This window comes from Janthinobacterium sp. NFX145 (assembly GCF_049810325.1).
In the GTDB taxonomy this organism is placed as follows: Bacteria; Pseudomonadota; Gammaproteobacteria; order Burkholderiales; family Burkholderiaceae_D; genus Janthinobacterium; species Janthinobacterium rivuli.
The window spans coordinates 4356213-4376118 of sequence record NZ_CP187360.1; the positions used below are offsets into that span (position 1 = coordinate 4356213).

At 65.5% G+C, this 19906-nt stretch carries 17 protein-coding genes; 1 reads left to right on the forward strand and 16 read right to left on the reverse strand.

The genetic code is table 11. The features are described from left to right. Positions 1-9: 9 nt before the first annotated feature. The 10 genes from ACPJXG_RS19445 to ACPJXG_RS19490 form a co-directional block, all read right to left on the reverse strand. Positions 10-783 (reverse strand): hypothetical protein, encoded by a 774-nt coding sequence (locus tag ACPJXG_RS19445; protein WP_425252047.1) that lies wholly within the window; start codon positions 781-783, stop codon positions 10-12. 41 nt (positions 784-824) lie between these two features. Next, a complete protein-coding gene (locus ACPJXG_RS19450) occupies positions 825-1496 on the reverse strand; it encodes a TetR/AcrR family transcriptional regulator (protein WP_034758777.1) in 672 nt (223 codons plus the stop codon). Positions 1497-1634: 138 nt separating this feature from the next. Then, on the reverse strand, positions 1635-2252 hold the full coding sequence (locus ACPJXG_RS19455) for a phasin family protein (RefSeq protein ID WP_099402631.1): 618 nt from the start codon (positions 2250-2252) through the stop codon (positions 1635-1637). A gap of 150 nt (positions 2253-2402) precedes the next feature. After that, positions 2403-6041, reverse strand: a complete 3639-nt coding sequence (locus ACPJXG_RS19460; RefSeq protein WP_035826405.1) for an EAL domain-containing protein — start codon at positions 6039-6041, stop codon at positions 2403-2405. Positions 6042-6343: 302 nt separating this feature from the next. Next, the gene (locus ACPJXG_RS19465) at positions 6344-7300 is read right to left on the reverse strand and encodes an esterase/lipase family protein (RefSeq protein WP_425252048.1); all 957 of its coding nucleotides are present in this window, start codon (positions 7298-7300) and stop codon (positions 6344-6346) included. Then, a complete protein-coding gene (locus ACPJXG_RS19470) occupies positions 7297-8931 on the reverse strand; it encodes a GMC family oxidoreductase N-terminal domain-containing protein (protein WP_425252049.1) in 1635 nt (544 codons plus the stop codon). The genes ACPJXG_RS19465 and ACPJXG_RS19470 overlap by 4 nt, the downstream gene beginning before the upstream one ends. 7 nt (positions 8932-8938) lie before the next feature. Continuing rightward, positions 8939-9466 (reverse strand): hypothetical protein, encoded by a 528-nt coding sequence (locus tag ACPJXG_RS19475; protein ID WP_225243673.1) that lies wholly within the window; start codon positions 9464-9466, stop codon positions 8939-8941. Between the two features lie 72 nt (positions 9467-9538). Next, entirely contained in the window at positions 9539-10744 is a 1206-nt protein-coding gene (locus tag ACPJXG_RS19480) for an MFS transporter (protein ID WP_425252050.1), read from the reverse strand. A gap of 103 nt (positions 10745-10847) precedes the next feature. Beyond that, positions 10848-11750: a LysR substrate-binding domain-containing protein gene (locus tag ACPJXG_RS19485; protein ID WP_425252051.1), complete on the reverse strand. Its 903-nt coding sequence runs from the start codon at positions 11748-11750 to the stop codon at positions 10848-10850. Next, positions 11747-12511: an RNA methyltransferase gene (locus ACPJXG_RS19490; protein ID WP_425252052.1), complete on the reverse strand. Its 765-nt coding sequence runs from the start codon at positions 12509-12511 to the stop codon at positions 11747-11749. The genes ACPJXG_RS19485 and ACPJXG_RS19490 overlap by 4 nt, the downstream gene beginning before the upstream one ends. A gap of 195 nt (positions 12512-12706) precedes the next feature. Between ACPJXG_RS19490 and ACPJXG_RS19495 the strand changes: the two genes are divergently transcribed. Then, positions 12707-13489 (forward strand): inositol monophosphatase family protein, encoded by a 783-nt coding sequence (locus ACPJXG_RS19495; RefSeq protein WP_035826389.1) that lies wholly within the window; start codon positions 12707-12709, stop codon positions 13487-13489. A 76-nt stretch (positions 13490-13565) separates the two neighbouring features. On the opposite strand, the gene ACPJXG_RS19500 is transcribed toward ACPJXG_RS19495, so the two are convergent. The 6 genes from ACPJXG_RS19500 to ACPJXG_RS19525 are packed head-to-tail and all read right to left on the reverse strand — an operon-like array spanning position 13566 to position 19878. Beyond that, complete coding sequence (locus tag ACPJXG_RS19500) at positions 13566-14504, reverse strand: type II secretion system F family protein (protein WP_257626348.1); 939 nt, start codon at positions 14502-14504, stop codon at positions 13566-13568. A gap of 18 nt (positions 14505-14522) precedes the next feature. Continuing rightward, positions 14523-15491 carry a type II secretion system F family protein gene (locus ACPJXG_RS19505; RefSeq protein WP_425252053.1) on the reverse strand — a complete coding sequence of 323 codons (969 nt, stop codon included), beginning with the start codon at positions 15489-15491 and terminating at the stop codon, positions 14523-14525. A 5-nt stretch (positions 15492-15496) separates the two neighbouring features. Beyond that, positions 15497-16843, reverse strand: coding sequence for a CpaF family protein (locus ACPJXG_RS19510; RefSeq protein ID WP_425254772.1), 1347 nt, complete (start codon positions 16841-16843; stop codon positions 15497-15499). Positions 16844-16892: 49 nt separating this feature from the next. After that, positions 16893-18053, reverse strand: coding sequence for an AAA family ATPase (locus ACPJXG_RS19515; protein WP_425252054.1), 1161 nt, complete (start codon positions 18051-18053; stop codon positions 16893-16895). Positions 18054-18090: 37 nt separating this feature from the next. Continuing rightward, positions 18091-18363: a hypothetical protein gene (locus ACPJXG_RS19520; protein ID WP_278318323.1), complete on the reverse strand. Its 273-nt coding sequence runs from the start codon at positions 18361-18363 to the stop codon at positions 18091-18093. A 9-nt stretch (positions 18364-18372) separates the two neighbouring features. Then, positions 18373-19878, reverse strand: a complete 1506-nt coding sequence (locus ACPJXG_RS19525) for a type II and III secretion system protein family protein (RefSeq protein ID WP_425252055.1) — start codon at positions 19876-19878, stop codon at positions 18373-18375. Positions 19879-19906 lie beyond the last annotated feature (28 nt).

Sequence of the window (19906 nt, forward strand, 5' to 3'; positions counted from 1 at the left end):
CAGTATTCCCTACCCTTTCAATTCATCGATCGCCGCCTCGACTTCGAGGCGTTCCTTGGCGTCCAGTGCCACGCACTCGGCCGCCTTTTCATACAGTGCCAGCGCTTCCGCCAGCTTTTTCTTTCCGTCGAGCATGTTCAAGGCGCGCGCGTATTCGCTGTGCGCCAGCGCCGAATACGGCGTCAGGGCCAGCGCCGTCTTGAAGTGCTGATAGCCGTCTTCCTTGTTGGCGCCGTAAGTCAGGCCGCCGATCATGGCGCCGACCTTGTCGATAATTTCCGTATGATAAATCCCAAACGCGATATGCGCTTCCGCATGCATGGGCGCTACAGTCATCGTGCGGTCCAGGCTGTTGCGCACGCGCGCCCCCATGCCCTGTGCCAGGGCCTTGACGACGGACGTGCCCAGCGCATAGCGGCCCAGGCTGTAGGCATGCCAGTAATAGCCGGCCGGATTGGCCGGCTGCTCGCTCTGCTGGCGCTCGCAGCGCTCGGCCACTTCCTCGTACATGTCGAGTTTCCGGCTGTCGTCCACTTCCAGGTGCGTGGCGTAGATGCAGGTCGCCTTGTGCGCCACCGCATAGCCGGGCACGCCGACGGCCAGGCCCAGCTTCACGGCGCGTTCGAAGTCGCCCGCATGGAAGGCCAGCCAGGCTTGCAGCAGCGCAGGGTGGGTGGGAAACGGTTCCACGTCGCCCGCATGCAGGCGCGCCCAGGCCGCTTCCAGGGTTTGCGGCGTGTAGACATATGCTTCGTCCGGATAAGGAAATTGTTTCCAAGCCATATATCTCTCCTGTAATGGACGACGGGGCGCCAGCAGCCGCGTCAGTCGTTCTTGAGTTTGGTCACATACTCTTCCGACAGTTTGCGAAACAGCAAATGCGTTTCATTGCGCAAATACGGCCCGATCAGGGACAGCACCTGGTAGCAGCCGCGCGCCAGCGCATCGGACATCGATTGCTGCTCGCTGTACTTGCGCGGATTGCGCACATACTCGTACGACAGCCAGTAGGTGGCAACGACCACCATATTCGTCGCCATCGCGGCCACTTCCATATCCGACGCTTCCAGCGACTGTTCGCTGCGCAAGTCTTCGCACAGCTGCGTGGCCACCTTGATCTTGTGCGCCAGGATCAGTTTGAAGTGCAATTCCAGCTTGCGGTTGCGCGACAACAAATCGTTGAGGTCGCGATAGAAAAAGCGGTAGCGCCAGATCAGTTCGAACATCAGGTGCAAATACAGCCAGACGTCCTCGATATTCGAACGGCGCCCGTCGGGCACGGTCAGGATGCGTTCGATTTCCGCCTCGAACTGAACGAAGATCGAGTTGACGATGTCGTCCTTGTTACGGAAGTGGTAATACAGGTTGCCGGGCGAAATGTTCATCTCTTCCGCAATCACGGTCGTCGTGATATTCGGCTCACCAAACTCATTGAACAGGCGCAGCGACAACTCCAGGATGCGTTCGCGGGTACGGCGTGGTGCTTTTTGTAGCATGGCGGGCAATCTCTCTGTGTTCTGCCTCAAGCATACCACCTATGATAGCTGTAATGAAACACTCCGCCCCCAGGCGCGGGCGAAAAACGCGGGCAAGAAAAAGCCTGCTCGCGCAGGCTGGAGGGATGCGGCGCCGGCTCAGGCGGCCGGCGCTTTTTTCTTCGTCGCCGGTTTGCTCACCGGCTTGCTCGTTGGCCTGGCTGCGGCGCGCGGCGCGGTCCTGGCCGCCGGCTTGGCCGGGGCCTTGGCGACGGCCGCCTTGGGCGCGGATTTCACCGCGGTTTTCAGCGCAGTTTTTGGTGCGGCTTTCGGCGCCGCCTTCACGGCGGGCCTGGCCGCAGCCTTCGGCCTGGGCGCCGGCGCGGCCTTGGCCGACAGCGCCGCCACTTGCTGGCTCAAGGCGTCGATCTGCGCGTGCAGCGCGGAAATATCCTGTTGCGTGGGCACGCCGATGGCGGCCAGGGCGCGCGCGACGCGCTCTTCAAACACCTGTTCCAGCTTGTCCCAGGAGCCGCTGGCCTGCTTGCCCACGCCATCGGCCAGCTTGCCGACGCTGTCGCTGACGTCGGCCACCTTGTCTTCGGCGCGCTTCTGGAATTCCGTGCCTTCTTTCACCAGCCGGGAAAACACGCGCCCCCCTTCTTCCTGCGCCTTGGCGAAAGCGCCGAGGCCCGCTTGCCAGATCTGCTGCGCGGACGAGCGCACGGCGTTCGCCAATTCCGCGTCTTCCGCCAGTTCCTTCAATTTCTTCACCATCGCCAGCTCCCGTCATGTGAAAGGCCATGCCACTCATGGATGCGTTTTATTCTAGAGAGCAAAACTAGAGACGGGAGTCTAATTCGATGGAAAACGGCTGCGCAAGGTGCGCCAGCGCACGCGGCGGCCACTTGCCAGTACCGCAAGCACCTACGCCGCCGCTTTCACCTGGCCGTGTAGCAGCTTGTGCAGGCGGAAGCCTTCGCGGATATTCTCGCGCAGCACGGCGCCTTTCCACGGTTTCGTGTAGAAGCGGTCGACGGCGCCGCGGTTGATGGCCGCCATGATGGGCGTCAGGTCGGCAAAGGCGGAGAGCATGATGCGGAAGGTGTCGGGGCACAGGTGCTTGACCCGCTCCATGAATTCGGTGCCGCTCATGAGCGGCATGCACTGGTCGCACAGGATCACCTGCACCTTGTGGCGCGCCAGGATGTCGAAGCCCTCGGCGGCCGTCTGCGCCGTCAGGATGCGGTAGCCGTCCTGCGCCAGGAAGTCGCTGAGCACGTCGAGCATGAAAACGTCGTCGTCGACGATCAGCAAGGTTTGCTGTTCTTCGCTGCCCGCATCCTCGGGCGCCTGCAGCAACTGGCCTTTCATCAGCATCTGCTCGAATTCCTCGTGCGGCACGGGGCGGCTGAAATAATAGCCCTGCATCTCGTCGCAGCCGTGGCGCCGCAGATAGGCCAGCTGCGCATCGTTTTCCACGCCCTCGGCGATCACTTCCAGCTTCATGCTGTGCGCCATGCTGATGATGGCCAGCACGATGGCCGCGTCATCCGGATTGCTCGTCACTTCGCGCACGAAGGCGATATCGATCTTCAGCTTGTCGATGGGGAAGCGCTTCAGGTAAGCCAGGCTGGAATAGCCGGTGCCGAAATCGTCGATGGAAATCTGGATGCCCAGCGCCTTCAGATTGCGCAGCACGGCGATGGTTTCCTCGGCGTTCGACATGAGCGAGCTTTCCGTCAGCTCCAGCTCCAGCAGTTCGGGCGCGATATCGTATTTGCGGATCGCCTTGAGCACCTCCTCTTCCAGGCCGCCGACGAAAAACTGGATGCCCGACACGTTGACCGACAGGTGCACGGGTCCGATGCTGCTGGCGCCCCACTCGCTGATCTTGCGGCACGCTTCGTCGAGCACCCAGTTACCGACGCGCACGATGAGACCCGTTTCTTCCAGCAGGGGGATGAACAGGGCCGGCGAGACCATGCCGTGGCCGGGGCGGCGCCAGCGTATCAGCGCCTCGGCGCCGCTGATGCGCCCCGAGATGATGTTCACCTTGGGCTGGAAGAACAGCACGAATTCCTCGTTGTCGATGGCGCGCCGCAGGGCATTTTCCATGTCCAGCCGCGCCATCGACTGCGCATTCATTTCCGCCGTGAAGAAGCGGAAGGCGTCGCGGCCCGCTTCCTTGGCGCGGTACATGGCCGTGTCAGCATATTGGATCAGGGTGTCCGCATCGACGCCGTCGTCCGGGTACACGGAAATGCCGATGCTGACCGTCACCGTCACTTCATGGCCCTGCAAATCGAAGGGCTTGCGCATCGCCTCGCGGATCTTGTCGACCACGCCCACGGCATGCTGGGCGCCGTCGGGCAGCACCAGGATGGTGGCAAATTCATCGCCGCCGAAGCGGCCAATGGTGTCGCGCACGCGCAGGCAATCGACGAGGCGGCTGGAAAACTGGCGCAGCAGGTCGTCGCCGATGGTGTGGCCCAGCGTATCGTTGATATTCTTGAAGCGGTCGATATCCATGAACAGCACGGCCACGGCCCATTGGTGCTCCGCCGCCTGCGACAGCGAATGGGTCAGCGAGGCGTAGAACTGGCTGCGGTTCGGCAAACCCGTCAAGGTATCGAAATGCGCCAGCTTCATCAGGCGCTGCTCGGCATCCTTGCGCTCGGTGATGTCGCGCGCCACGGCCACCAGGATCCAGCTCTGGCCCGAGCGCAGCGTGCGCCGCTGTACTTCCACCGACAGGGGCGAACCGTCCTTGCGCTGCAGCTGCAATTCCGTCATCGGCCCGCCCTGGTCGCCGGCCAGCAGCTTGTTGTACAGCTCTTCCAGCTGGGATTCTCCCTCGTGCGCGCGGCCCGGCCCCACGCGCAGGAAATCCTCGCGCTCGAAGCCGAGCATGCGGCAAGCCGTCTGGTTGACGTCGACGAAGCACATGCCGGCGCGGTCGACGAGGAAAATCGCGTCGGCCGTGGCATCCATCGCCAGGCGGAAGCGGCGCAAGTCTTCATCGAGGCGGATGCGCGCCGCCATGTCCAGGGTCAGCTGCTCGTGGTGGCGCTTGATTTCGTCGTACAGCAGCAGGTTGTCGTAGGCGACGGCGATCTGCGCCGCCACCGTGGCGGCGACCCGCTCGTCGACTTCGGAAAATTCATTCGCCCCCAGCTTGTCGACCAGGTACAGCCAGCCGTGGCTGCGCTCGCGCGAAGCGATGGCCACGCCCAGGAAGGAATGCACGGGCGGGTGCGTGTCGGGCAGGCCCAGCGCGCCGGGGTCGCCCTTCAAGCCATTGACCCGGTAGGGCTGGCGCTGTTCCAGCAAGCGGTTCAAAATGCCCGTGCGCGGCGCGCTGGCGATGCGCTCGAGGTTTTTCTCGGCGCCGCACGAGGAAAAATAGCTGAGCTTTTCGGCGCCCTCTTCCAGCACGCCGATGCAGGCGTACCTGGAGACGCAGATATTCTGCGCCACCTTGCAGCCCGCCTCGATCAGGGCGCGCGGATCGCGTTCGGCGCCCAGTTCGATGCCCAGCTCGATCAGGGCCGTCAGGCGCAGACTCACCGCCTGCAGGCTCGACAGCGAGCGCGACAGGCGCTCCGTCATGACGCCCAGGTCTTCGGGAATGGCGGCCTGGCCTTCGCGCTGGGTGGCCAGCTGCGAAATCTGCTGGCTGCTCGATTCAAGTTCGTCGAGGTAGCCGCTGACCTGGTGCTCGATGCCGGCCAGCTTGCCCGTGGCGGGAGGGGCCGCACCGCCGCTGGCCTGCGGCGCCGCCGGCACCTGGGCCGCCGCCGGCATCAGCCCCAGCGCCTCGTTGACGGTGCGCACGATGACCTCGGGGTCGGACGGCTTGGGCAGCACCCAGCGCACGCCGCAAGCCTGCGCCAGCAGGATCGCTTCCTGCTCGCGGTAGGTGGCCGTATAAAAGATGATGGGCACGTCGGTCAGCGCGGGATCGGCATGCACACGCGTGACGAATTCGTAGCCGTCCATGTTCGGCATGAGGATGTCGGAAATGATCAGGTCCGGCCGCTCGGTGCGCAATATTTCCAGCGCATCGGCGCCATTCGCCGCCTCCAGCAGGCGGTGGCCGCCGTAGCCCAGCAGGGCGGTCAGAAACTCGCGGTTCAGCACATGATCATCAACGATCAGGATGGTGGCTATGTCGTTTTTAACTGGCGTCGACGGCGCCCCCGGTAAAAAAGACTCCAGCTCCGCGACGAACAGGTCGGGTTCGATCGGCTTGCCGATGTAGCCATTGAAACCCGCTTCGAGCAGGCGCTCGCGGTCGCCCACCATGGCCAGCGCCGTCACGGCCAGGGCCGGGATGGTGCGCAGCTGCGGGTCTTTCTTCAGCTCCGCCACCACGCCATAGCCATCGAGCTTGGGCAAATGCACGTCGCAAATGATCAAGTCCGGCAGTTCGCTGCGCGCCATGCGCACGCCCTCTTCGCCGTCATAGGCGGCCAGCGGCGTGTACCCGAAGGCACGCAGCAAATACACCATCAATTCCATATTGGTGGCGTTATCTTCGATAATCAGGATACGTGCGGACAATTAGCGCCCCCAATAAAAACTGCATGGACTCATTTTCTGCCTGCGTTCAACTTTCCGTTTGCGCGATCCACATAACAATCCTACAACATCTTGCCATACATCCAGAAAAATATCTGTCCACAAGATGCCTGCGGAACGGCGCAAGCGGCCCCAGCAAAAAAATTTCGCCGGCTGTCTTCTGACGTTAGCTTAATACAGTACGCCAGTGGAAAACAGCATTTTCTGCCCCGTGCGTTGTTAAACAGGGGCAACAGCAGAGTCAAAACAGACAGTCTTGCCATGCAGACAAAACACAACAGGACTCAGGCAAAATGGGGAGTAGATGGGGGTTGGGCGACTTCGTTCTTGATAGTGATTTCTTCCAGCAACTGGCGCAGCACGCGCGCATCGCTGGCCAGCGCCACGTGGCCGATGCCGCCGAAGGCGAGATTGCGCGCACCGGGCAGTTGTGCGGACGATTGCGGCGCGACGATATTGTCGTGATGCGAATAGATTGACGTGATCAGGGCGCGCGTCTCTGCCGTCTCGCTGGCGGCCAGTTGCGCCAGCCAGCCGCTCGGCGCGCCATCGATACGGCTCATCTGCCGCGCATTCGTCCCCGCCGCCAGGTTGGCCAGCGCCGTGCCGTGGTGCGGCGTGCCGATGGTGATGATGCGGGCCACGCGGGCCGCGCCATGCCGGCGCAGCCAGGCGCGCGCCACCAGGCCGCCCATGCTGTGGGCGACAAGAATCACGCGGTCGCTGCCCGTGCGGGTGCACAGCTCGGTGATGGCTTGCTCGACCTGCGGCACGAACGCCTCGATGTCGGCGTTGATCGGTTCCAGATCGACGCCCTCGTGCGCGATGCCGGCCCGCGCCAGCTGCCCGCTCAGCTTTGTCCAGTAGCCGCGGTTGCACACATAGCCGTGGATCAGCAGCACGGGCAGACCCTGGCCAGTGATGATGTCGGCCGCATGCAGGCGCGGACGCAGCATGCCCCACGACGACGTCCACAGGGTGGCGCGCAACTCGCACAGGAACAGGCGCGCGGCACCCATGGCGCCCAGCTGGTATTCAGGCGGCACGGGGCTGCCCAGGCGCCGGCTTTCCAGGAAATTGCGCACCACGACCAGCGCGCGCACGGCCAGCAGCATGGCGACCGCCAGCAGCACGGCCAGCAGCGGCGACGTGACGCCCCACGCATGCATGGCCAGGTACGCCACGCCCAGCACGGCCAGCACTTGCAGCAGCATCAGCCACTTGAGGATGCGCGCGATCATGCGGCTGTTGGCACGGGCACGGGGGCCGGCTTGCCCGTCAGCGCTTGCGCCAGGCCGCTGGCCAGGCGCGCGGCCAGTGCATACAGCGTCAGTTGCGGATTGGCGCCGATCGAGGTGGGAAACAGCGAACCGTCGTGCACGGACAGGTTGCGCACGCCATGGTAGCGCCCGTCGGACCCCGTCACGCCCAGCCGTGCATCGTCCGACATGGCGCAGCCGCCCATCACGTGGGCCGACACCACGCGCGCCAGCAGCGCCTGCATCGGCAATGCGCCGATGGCCTGTTTCGCCTGCGCCCAGCTGGTGTAGTGGCGGGCCAGCTCGTGTACGGGATACACGCTGTTCGCGCCGGCGGCGAACTGGATTTCCGCCATCGACAGCAGCGCGCGCCGCGCGCCATCCCAGATGAAGGGCGTGAGCGGATAGTCGAGCACGGGCGCGCCGAAACTGTCGATGGACACGCTGCCACCCGCCGCATCGTGGTGAAAGCCGTCGCGCAGCAGCGCCAGCAAGCCGTGCGCATGGGGAAATTCGCGCATCGTGCGCGCATGTTCATCGCCGAAGCCGCCCATGGTGGTGGCCATCAGCAGCGGGTGCAAAGGCGGCGCTTCAAGCTTGTAGCCGATGGGGCCATCGATGGGCGCCGTGTGCAGGAAATGGTCGGAATAAATCGTCTGCGGCGCGCCCGCGTAAGCATCGACGCGCTGGGGGAACAGGCCCGCCGAGACCACCGTCGGATGCAAAAAGGTACGCCGGCCCAGCAAGCCGTGCGGGTCGGGCGCCTGCGAGCGCAGCAGCAGCGCCGGCGAATTGATGGCGCCGCCGGCCAGCACAAAATGTTTGGCGCGCAAGGTGAGGCGCACGCCCGTCGGCACTTGCCCGGCGGCGTCCAGCGCCGTCACCTGCAAGCTGTCGACGCGCTCGCCCTTGAAGCTGAAACGCTCGGCGCGTGCATGCACGAGCAGGCCCGCGCCCAGCGCCAGCGCCGAGGGAATCGTCGTCACCAGCATCGACTGCTTGGCGTTCGTCGGGCAGCCCATGCCGCAGTAGCCGAGGTTCCAGCAGCCGTTCACATTGCGCCGGATGGCGGCCGTGGGGATGCCCAGCGCCGTGGCGCCGCGGCGCAACAAGTCGTTGTTTTCGTTGGGCGGCGCGGCCCAATCGCTCACGTGCAGGCGCTTTTCCATCATGGCGAACCACGGCGCCATGGCATCGACGCCATAGCCGGACAAGCCGAAATGCTTGCGCCAGTATTCGAGGGTGCCGGGCGGCGTGCGGAAGCTCGAGGTCCAGTTGACGGTGGTCGAACCGCCGACGGTGCGCCCCTGCAGGATATTGATCGCCTTGTCGCGCGTCTTGCGCGCGGCCGATTCCTGGTACAGGGCAGGATAGGCTTGCGCTTCGCGCATCTTGAAGTCTTGCGACGACTTCAGGCCGCCCTCCTCGACGATCAGCACTTTCAAGCCGGCCAGCGCGAGGATTTCCGCCGTCACGCCGCCGCCGGCGCCGCTGCCGATGACGACGACATCGGCCTCGAAGCTGCGGTCGGTGCGCAGGGTGCTGGCGTCGGTGACGTTCCAGCCGGCGGCCACGCCGATGGCGATGGGGTCAGGAATGGGAGATGTGCTCATGGATGCCTTATGCGCTCAGTTCGGGCAGCGGTCCCGGATAGCCGATGGCGGCCCAGTGGGCGGCATCGGCATACCAGGCGCCGAGGATCAGGTCGTGCAGGGCCAGGTAGGCCGTCTGCAGTGTCGCCAGGCGGTGCGTGCGCCACGACTGCAGAAAGGCGGCCACCTGGGCGGGATCCGCGTCAAGCCAGCCGCCATGCACACCGGCGACGAAGCGCCGCGCGGGTGCCAGCGCCAGCAAGCCAAACAGGTCCTGCACCTCCTGCTGCGCCGCCAGCGGCAAGCCACGGATGGCCGTGTCCACGCCGGTGATGGCGCCGTCGAGCGCCGTGGCGCGCGCGGGGGCTTCCTGCGGCAGCGCGCTGCCCAGCATGGCTGGCACGATGGCCGCCAGCGCCGCGCGCGCCCCGCCGTCAAGCACGAAGCGGCCAGGCGGCGCCGGTCCGCGCACGAGACGGTAGGCGGCGCCGCCGGCGGCCAGCACCCCGGCGCCAAGCAAGCCCAGTTTCAGAAACGATCTGCGTTGCATCCCCATGTCTCCCCTTGTTTTGTACGGCCTTTTGCAGGCCAGTGTACGCCAAAGGCAGTGGGCGTTTGAACGCAAAAACTAGAGCGCAGAGTCTAGTTTGCGCGACTGAAACCACAGCAGCAGCATGGCCAGCAGCGCCGCCAGCGCGCCGCCGATGGCGATGCTGGGCAAGCCAAAAGCAACGATCAGCGCACCGCCGAGCGCGCCTCCAACGGCCGTCCCCGCATTGAAGGCGGCGATATTCAGGCCCGCCGCCACGGCGTCGCTGCCCGGGCAATGCTGCTGCGCCAGGCGTAGCAGCCGCATGGTCGACAGGGTCACGAGGGCAAAGAACAGCAAGCCCAAAGTGCCGCACAGGGCCAGCATGGCCAGGGGCTGGGCGCGCAACATATAAAAGCCCAGCAAGTTGAGCGCCAGCGCGGCCAGGGCCAGCACGGTGGATCGCAGCGCGTGGGGACGATCGGCGCACCAGCCGCCCAGCAGGTTGCCGCCGATCGCGCACGCGCCAAAGCACAGCATGGCGGCGCCCAGCCAGCCCGCATCGAGTCCGCCCAGCTGCAGCAGGAAGGGCGACACATACGTAAAGAAACTGAAGGTAGCCACGCTGACCAGCGCCGCCACGCCGGCCGCCATCAGCAGGGGTGGCTGCAAGATGGCGCGCAGGCTGGCCAGCGCCGATACGGCGGCAAGCTGCTGGCGCGCGGCGGGCATGGCGCAGCACAAGCCGGCGCCGCCGCACAAGGCCAGCACGCCGATGGCCGCAAATACCCAGCGCCACGACGAGACGGCGCCCAGCCACGTCCCCAGCGGCACGCCGCCGGCCAGCGCCAGGGTCAGGCCCAGCCAGACGACGGACAACGCTCTTCCTGCGCGCGACGGGTCGACCAGGCTGGTGGCCGCATGCGAGGCGACGGCCATGAACACGCCATGCGCGAGGCCCACGGTAAAGCGCACACCGAGCAGCGCGCCCAGTGCCGGCGCCGCCGCCATGGCCACGCTGCCAACGGCCAGCACGAGCATGGTGGCCACCAGCACCTGGCGCGTGGGCCGACGCGCCAGCATGGCCGTCAGGATGGGCGCACCGATGGCCGCCCCCAGCGCATACGCGGCGATGGCGCCGCCGGCCGCCGCCACGCTGGCGTGCAAGTCGCGCGCCATGGGAGACAGCAGGCCGGCGGCGATGAATTCAGATAAACCAAAGGCGAAGCTGCACAGGGAGAGCAGATAAATGGAGAATGGCAGCGTGGCGGACGGCAGCACTGTGCGCGAGGACATGGTGGACATGGCAGTTCCTGACAATCAAAAACGCCATGCTGGCCCCTGGGCCATCATCTGTAAAATATCTTATTTATCTTGAAACGAGACGCTTAACGTCTCAATTCAAGTCTCAATAGGCGGAAAAGAGCCGCAACTGCGCCAGCAGCCGCTCGCGCACGGGCGACGTGCGTTGCGGATCCCACGCCATGTACAGGTCGAGCTGGCGCAACGCTTCGGGCGCATCGCTATGCACCGGCAGCATGACGACGCCGGCAGGCCTGGACGCGGCCAGGCTGGCCGGCAGCAGGGCCACGCCGAAGCCGGCCGCCACCAGTCCCAGCACCGTTTGCAAACGGCGCGCCTGCTGCGCCACGTGCGGCACGAAGCCCGCGTGCAGGCACAGGCTGGCCAGCTGGTCGTGGAAACCCTGGCCCAGTTCGCGCGGCGAAGCGACGAAATCATCACCGGCCAGCTCCGCCAGGTCCACCCGCGTCAGCCCCGCGCAGCGGTGGTTAAAGGGCAGCGCCACGACGATGTCTTCGCCGGACAGGCGCTCGAAGCGCAAGAGCGGCGTGCTGCGGCCCGGTGCGCGCAGCAGGGCGATATCGACCTCGTTCTTTTCCAGCCACTCGACCTGCTGCTGCGTCGACGCTTCGCGCAAGGTGAATTGCACGGCGGGCGAGGCGGCGCGGAAAGCGCGCAAGGCATCGAGTACGTGGGCGTAGGGTGTGATGTGGATGAAACTGAGGCGCAAGTGCCCCTCGACGCCCTGCGCCACGCGGCGCGCAGCGGCCACGCCCTCTTCCAGGCTGGCCAGCACCTGGCGCGCCGTGGCCAGAAACGTGTAGCCGGCCGGCGTCAAGGCAACCTTGCGGTTCGTGCGCTCGAATACAGGGTAGCCGAGCAAGTCTTCCAGCCGCAGTATCGCCTGCGACAGCGGCGGCTGCGCCATGTGCAGCCGTTCGGCCGCGCGGCGAAAGTTCAGTTCCTCGGCGACGGCGATGAACTGGCGCAGCAGCCGGGTCTCTATCATGGCGCCTTTTTCGCTACCGCCAGGATATGCCGGGCGATGCCGCGCAGGATGTTGACTTCTTCCGTTTCCAGCCCCGTGCGCGAAAACAGGCGTTTCAGGCGCGGCATGAGCTTTTTCGGATTGTCGGCGTCGAGGAAATCGATGGCGACCAAGGCCTGCTCCAGATGCGCGTACATGCCGTCGACCTGCGCCAGGCTGGCCGCATCGCCATGGAAACCGACGGGACTGGCGGCTTGCCCATCGCCGAGGGCCGCTACGCGGCATTCATAAGCCACCACTTGCGCCGCCTGCGACAGGTTCAGCGAGGAATACTCGGGATTGGCGGGAATGTTGATCAGCACATTGCACTGCTCGACGATCTCGTTGGGCAAGCCGAAGCGCTCGTTGCCGAAGATGACGGCCGCGTGCAGCTCTTCGCCGGCGGCCAGCTGGGCCGCGATGGCGCGCGGGGCCGTGACGGGCGGCGAAAATTCGCGCAATCGGGCCGAGACAGCCGCCGCGTAATTGCAGCCTTCGAGCGCTTCGGCGATCGAGCCGACGATGCGCGCGCCCGACAAAATATCCTGCGCGCCGCTGGCGAAGGCCACCGCTTCCGCATCCGTCAAGGCATCGGGAAAACGGGGATTGACCAGCACCAGATCGGAAAAACCCATCGTTTTCATGGCGCGCGCGACGCCGCCAATGTTGCCAGGACGACTAGTTTCGACAAGAATAAATCGCAGGCGTTTGAAAAGAGACGTGTTGATTTCGGGCAGATTCATTTAAAATAGCGCTATTGCGCGGTATCGATACAGGAAATTTCGGGAAACGGAGTCACAAAACGCTGACTCCAGGCCGGGATTTTAACCACTTCGGCACCGCTCCGCTCTTTAATTCATTCTTGCACTCTATCGTACCGGCGCCGAAAGGCGACGCTGGGCGGTCGCGTGCTTTTAACGGAAGCTCACATGCACCCAATGCTCAACACGGCGATCAAAGCCGCCCGCCGCGGCGCCGCCGTCATCAATCGCGCCTCTTTCGACCTCGACCGCGTCGTCGTCACGGAAAAACAACATAACGATTTCGTCACCGACGTCGACCAGGCGGCCGAACAAGCCATCATCGAGGTGCTGTCCAAAGCCTACCCGGACCACGCGTTCCTGGCTGAGGAATCGGGAGCTTCCGCCAACTCGCACGACGAGAATGAATATCAGTGGATCATCGACCCGATCGATGGCACCACCAACTTTATCCACGGCTTCCCGCAATACTGCATCTCGATCGCTCTCGCGCATCGCGGCGTCGTCACGCAAGCCGTCATCTACGATCCGGTCCGCAACGACCTATTCACGGCCACCAAGGGCGCCGGCGCCTACCTGAACGAAAAACGCATCCGCGTCACCAAGCTCGACCGCATCTCGAACGCCCTGCTGGGCACCGGCTACGTGGCCGGCAGCGCCCGCGCGCTGGACGAATACCTGAAGATGTACGCGATCATGGGCGAGCGCAGCCAGGGCGTGCGCCGCGCCGGCTCGGCCGCGCTGGACCTGGCCTACGTCGCTTGCGGCCGCCTGGACGGCTTCTACGAAAAAGGCTTGAAGCCTTGGGATATCGCCGCCGGAGCCCTGATGATCACGGAATCGGGCGGCATCGTCGGTGAGTTCAGCGGCGAATCGGACTACCTGTACAAGGGCGACGTCATCGCCGCCAGCCCGAAGATCTTTGGCCAGATGATCACCCTGCTGACGCCATTCGCCTGATTGCCAGAAGCGCTCTGATGTAAAGAAGCTGCCGGAGGAAACTCCGGCAGCTTTTTTTTCGCCTCTCAGCGATCTTTCAATTGCCGCGCATGGCCGGCAGCAGCACGCGGTAAATCTGCAGGAACGCCGGCCCCATCAGCACGACCATCAGCGACGGGAAGATGAAAAAGATCAGCGGGAACAGCAGCTTGAGGGCGATCCTGGCCGCCGTTTCTTCGGCGCGCTGGCGCCGCTTGGTGCGCAGCTGGTCGGATTGCACGCGCAGCGACGCGGCGATGCTCGTGCCGAAGCGCTCGGCCTGGATCAGCAAGGTCACCAGCGCATCCACGTCTTCCACGCCCGTGCGCAGAGCCAGGTTGCGCAAGGCCTTGTCCTTGGCGCTGCCGGCGCGCAGCTCCAGCGTCACCAGCTGCAGCTCTTCGGCCAGGACCGCGCTTTTCAGGCCGATTTCCTGCGCCACGCGCGCCAGCGCCGCATCCATCGCCAACCCCGCCTCGACGCACACCGTCATCAGGTCGAGCGCATCGGGAAAGGTTTCGAACACTTCGCGCTGACGCTGTTTCAGGCAGTGCGACAGCCAGACATTGGGCAGGTAATAGCCGAGGGCCGCCGCCGCGAGCAGCCACAACGGCATATTGTGCCCGCCCTGGCGCAGCAGAAAATACAGCAGCAGCGGCAAGCCCACGAACAGGCCCGTCTTGGCCGCATAAAACAGGGCCGGCGCGGCCTGGCTGCGCCAGCCGGCATGGACGAAGCGGCTGCGGATGGGCGAACGTTCCCAGCCCTCGTCCGGCAGCGACAGCCTGGCCAGCGGGCGCGTCAGGCTGACGGCGTGCGCCACCCAGCGCCGCCTGGCATGGCGCTCGCGGTCGCCGGCGGCGGCATCGCCGAGCGCCTGCAGCCGCTCCTGCACGGCGCTGCCGGCGAACAGGCGCAGCACCAGCACGGCCAGCGCGAAAACAATCAGGAACAGCAGGCCCAGCAAAGCCAACTGCGCCGCACTCATGCCGCTCATCGTGTCTTTTCTTTCATGTCACACCCGGATATGGATAATTTTTCGGATGCCGAGCACGCCAACCATCAGCAAGCCCAGCGCCACGCCGACCATCTTGCGCCCGCCCGCATCCGTGTACAGCACGGCAATGAACTGCGGATTCATCACGTGCATCATCAGCGCCGCGCCAAACGGCAGCAAGCCCAGCACCCAGGCCGACATGCGCCCTTCGGCCGACAGCACGCGCACCTGCCCCAGCAGTTTCAATCGGTCGCGGATGATGGCGCTGATGCTGCCCAGCAATTCAGTCAGGTTGCCGCCCGTCTCGCGCTGGATCAGCACGGCGATGACGAAATAGCGCAAATCCGTGCTGGGCACGCGCGCGGCCAGGTTGCCCAGCGCATCGGCCATCGCCACGCCAAAACTGACTTCGTCGAACACGGCGCGAAACTCGTCGGCCAGCGGCCCCGTCATCTCCTCGCCCACCATTTTCAGCGCGGTGGGAAAGGCATGGCCGGCGCGCATGGCGCGGCCCATCAGGTCGAGCGCGTCCGGCAACTGCTGCTCGATGCGCACCAGCCGCCGGCTCCTGGCGCGGCGCGCCAGCAGATACGGCAGCGCGGCGCCGCCCGCGCCCAGGCCCAGGCGCACATACCATGGCAGCGGCAGCGCGCTGGCCAGCAGCAGGCCAACCGTCGCGCCCAGTGCGCAATAGCCGAGAAAGCCGGCCACCAGCCAGCGCATGCCCGCCTGCAGCAGCAGTTGCTCGACGCGCCGCGCGCCGGGCAAGCCTTCCAGCACGCCCTGCAGGAAGGGATAGACGCTCAGCGGGCGCTGCTTGGTGATCGACAGCGCCTGTTCGCCATCGCTGGCCGTATACATCGACTGCAAGCGCCGCGCCACCCGCGCCGCGCCTGGCCCCCGCGCCGCGTGCCATGCCAGCCAGGCGCCCGCCACCAGCAGCAGGACGGCCAGGAAGAGGAACACATAGACAAGGTAGGAAAGCATGGCGGTCAGCGCCCTGCCACCGTGGGCTCGAACAGGGCGGCCGAGACGCCGATGCCAAAGCTGTTCAGGCGTTCGAGGAAACGCGGGCGGATGCCGCTGGCCGAGAAATGCCCGACCACCGCGCCGCCCTCGGCCACGCCCGTCTGCCTGAAGCTGAAGATTTCCTGCATCGTGATGACCTCTCCTTCCATGCCCGTGATTTCCTGGATCGACGTGACCTTGCGCTTGCCGTCGATCAGGCGCGACACTTGCACCACCACCGACACGGCCGAGCTGATCTGCTGCCGGATGGCCTTGCTGGGCAGGTTGGCGGCCGCCATGCTGATCATGTTTTCCAGCCGCGTGATGGCGTCGCGCGGCGTATTGGCGTGGATGGTGGCCATCGAGCCTTCGTGGCCCGTGTTCATCGCACCCAGCATGTCGAGCGCCTCGGCGCCGCGCACTTCGCCCAGGATGATGCGGTCCGGACGCATGCGCAGGGCATTGCGCACCAGCGCGCGCTGCGATACTTCCCCCTTGCCTTCGATATTCGCGGGCCGCGTTTCCAGGCGCACCACGTGCGGCTGCTGCAATTGCAGCTCGGCCGCGTCTTCCACCGTGACGATGCGTTCCGTATGGCCGATGAAGCCGGAAATCACGTTGAGCATGGTCGTCTTGCCGCTGCCCGTGCCGCCGGAAATGAGGATGTTCATCTTCGCCTTGCCCAGGCCCTGCAGCACCTCGGCCATCTCGGCCGTCATGCTGCGGTAGGCGACCAGGTCGGCCAGGCGCAGCGGATCGACGGAGAAACGCCGGATCGACATCACGGGGCCGTCGATGGCCAGCGGCGGGATGATGGCGTTGACGCGCGAACCGTCGGGCAGGCGCGCATCGACCATGGGACTCGATTCGTCGATGCGCCGGCCCACGCGCGAGACGATCTTGTCGATGATCTTCATCAGGTGGGCGTCATCGTCGAAGCAGATGTCGGTCAGCTCCAGCCGGCCGCCGCGCTCCACATACACCTGCTTGTGGCCGTTGACGAGGATGTCCGACACGCTGGCGTCCGAGAGCAGGGTTTCGAGCGGCCCGAAGCCCAGCATCTCGTGCTGGATGTCGCGCGTCAGACTCCGGCGCTCGGCGTCGTTGATGACCACCGCCTCTTCGTCCAGCAGTCGCTCGACCAGGCCGCGCAATTCTTCGCGGATGCGCTCCTGCGACAGACGCTGCATGCTTTCCAGGTCGACTCTTTCGAGCAGCAGTCCATGGATGCGCAGCTTGAGGTCGCGGTAGCCGTGGTTGTCGATGGCGGCCGCGCGTTGCGGCGCGAGCGCGGCGATCTTGGCGCTGCCGAGCCGTTCGCGGATGGACAAGGCGGCGGTGGGAGAACTAGCCATGAAATGCTCCTGTTTAAAAGGTGAATCAGGCGCGCCGCAGAACACGGCCCAGCCAGCCCTGGCGCGCCGTGCTGGCCGCGCCGCCGGCCAGGCTGGCGGCGAACTCCTGCAGCGAGCGGGTGATCGGGCTGGCTTTGTCGAGCTGCAAAATCGGCATGCCCTGGTTGACGGAGGCGGCGGCCGAAGCGTAGTGATTCGGTACCGTGCGGTAGACGGCCGTGCCATACGCCGCTTCCAGGTCGCGCAGGCGGATTTCGCCGCCCTTGTCGTGGCGGTTGACGATGATGTGCACCTTTTCCTTCGCGTATTCGAGCGAGCGGAACATGCCCAGCAGGCGCTTGCCGTCGCGGATGTACGGCAAGGTCGCCTGCAGCACGGGAAAGATCATGTCAGCGTGGTCGAGGGCGCGCACGCTGACGGCGTCGAGGTTGCGGCCCACGTCGAGCACGATGAAATCGTACTGGCGCCTGGCTTGCCGGATGATGGCGTCGATGTGCTCGGGCGCCACTTCACTGGCGTGGGCCGGATCCTCGGGCGCGGCCAGCACGCTGTAGTTGGGCAGAATGTGCAGCATGCTCGATCCCAGGAACGAGGAGTCGAGCCGGTGGATGTCGCGCGTGACGTCGGACAGGGTGGCCAGCGGCTTGTTCTCGGAAACGAAGAGCGAGGCGTCGCCAAAATGCAGGTTCATGTCGATCAGCGCAACGCGCTGCTGGCCGCCGGCGGCCAGCGCATAACCGAGGTTGCTGGCAATGAAGGTGGCGCCGCTGCCGCCCTTGCAGGAAATGAAGGCGAGCACCTTGCCGTTGCCATGCTCGCGCCGTTCCAGCTTTTCCTCAATGCGTTCGAGCGCCGCATGCAGGCTGGCCGGCGCGGCGGGAAACGGCAGCACGTCGCGCACGCCCGCGCGCATGGCCTGCAGCAGGAAATCGGGCGCCTGCTGGTGGCACAGCACGATGAAGGCCATGCGCGGATGCAGGTTGCTGAGGCGCTCGATGGCGGCCAGGTCGGCGCCGTCGTTTGAAGGACGGTCGAAGATCAGCACGTCGGGCAGCGACTGCGCCGCCAGCAGCGGTTCGAGCGAGTCGCCGCCAGCGCAGATCTCGTCGAGCCGGTTGCGGCTGCGCAGCAGCCGTCCCAGTTCGGACAGGGTTTTTTCATCCCTGGAATGGATGGCGATTTTCACGATATGCCTTGCTGATTCTGTGGTGACGGTGCCAGGTTCACGGACGCGCTCCGACACCGATGGTAAAGGCGGCCCCTTGCGGCGCGGGCGCGGCAAAGCTTTTCTGGTACGCCGCGTAGGCGGCCTGGCCGGCCTTGCCGTCGATGCCGGCCACGGGGTCGCGGTTCGCGCCCGCCTGCGGCGACAGCACTTGCCGCGCGCGCAGCTGCGCGACGCTGTGGCCGAACTGGCGGTCCAGATTCGGCGTGGCGGCGCAGCCGCTGGCGGCCAGGGCGGCCAGCAGCACGGGAAAGTAAAAAGAATGCTGCATGATGTGCTCCTATTGAGTGTCCGGACCGGGCGCCGGTGTCTGCGCGGCCGCTTCCTGGCGTGGCCGTGGCGCGGCGGCGCCTTCCATTTTTCCCTGCAAGAAGAACTCGCCGCGGCTCGGCGCCACGTAGGCGTCGGTCGGCAGCACGATATCGGCGCCATCGGCGGTGTCGAGCGGCTTGACCAGGTGCGGCGTGATGATGAACACCAGCTCGGTACGGTCGGTCTGGAAATCGCTGCTGCGGAACAGCGCGCCCAGCACGGGAATCTCTCCCAGGAAGGGCAAGGCCTTGATGTTGGTCGTCACATTGTTCTTGATCAAGCCGCCAACGGCAAAACTCTGGCCATCGAACAGCTGCACCGTGGTGGTGGTGCGCCGCGTGGTAAAGGCCGGCAACACCGCATTGGCCGTGGCGCCCCCGCCCGTGGTGATGCCGATGCCTTCGCGGTTCAGCTCCGACACTTCCGGCGCCACCTTCAGGTTGATGCGCCCTCCTTCCAGCACGGTGGGCGTGAATTTGACGGCGATGCCGAATTCCTTTTCTTCCAGCGTGATCTTGTTGGTCGTGCTGTCTTGCGCGACCGGTATGAAAATCTTGCCGCCCGCCAGGAAACTGGCTTCCTGGCCGCTGATGGCCATGATGTTCGGCTCGGCCAGCACCTTGACCAGGCCGTCGCGCTTTTGCGCATCAAGCGTCAGCCCGTTGCCATTCTTGCCGTTGACGGCGCCCAGCTGGCTGGGGTTGCCGCTGAGCAGGTTCGACAGCAGGCCGTAGCTCCAGTTGCCGCGCGTGCCGCTGAGGCCCACGCTGGCGCCGAGCTGGTCGACGAGCGTCTTCGACACTTCGGCGATCTTCACTTCCAGCATCACCTGTTGCGGCGCCGCGATCGTCAGCATATTGATGACCTTGACGCCGCCGCCCGCGCTGGCGGCGCCGTCGGCCGGCGCGGAAGGCGCCGCCGCCTCGCCCACGCCGCGCTGCGCATAGGCTTGCGCCATCTCGAGGATCTGGCTGGCCTTGACGCCGTCGCTCACCTGCCCCGACAGCACGATGCTGCCGCCGGCCGCGCCAACTTTCACGGCGCGCTCGCCAGGAAAGACATAGGCCAGCTGTGCCTGCAAGCCTTCGACGTCGATCTCGACTTCAATATCGACGATCACGGGGCGCTGCTGCCGGTCCCACAGGATCAGGTTGGTGCTGCCCGGGGCCAGGCCCCAGACGAACAGCTGGCTGGACGAGCCCAGCATCCTGGCGCCGGCCACCCTTGCATCGTTGACGGCGATCTGCGACACCGGCAAGCTCAGCTTGCGCAAGGTGGACTTGCCCACGGCGATGCGCACGGGCTCGCCCAGGCGGGCGATATCGGCGCCCAGCGACATGGCCGGCGCCGCCACCGGCGACATGACGGCTTGCCTGGCCGGCGCCGCCGCGATGGCGATGGCTGGCCAGGCCAGTGCTGCCGCCAGGGCCAGGCGCATGCCCGCACTCGTGGCGTGCTTACAAAATGTGTTCATCGATCATCCTTGCTTGCTTGCCTGCTGA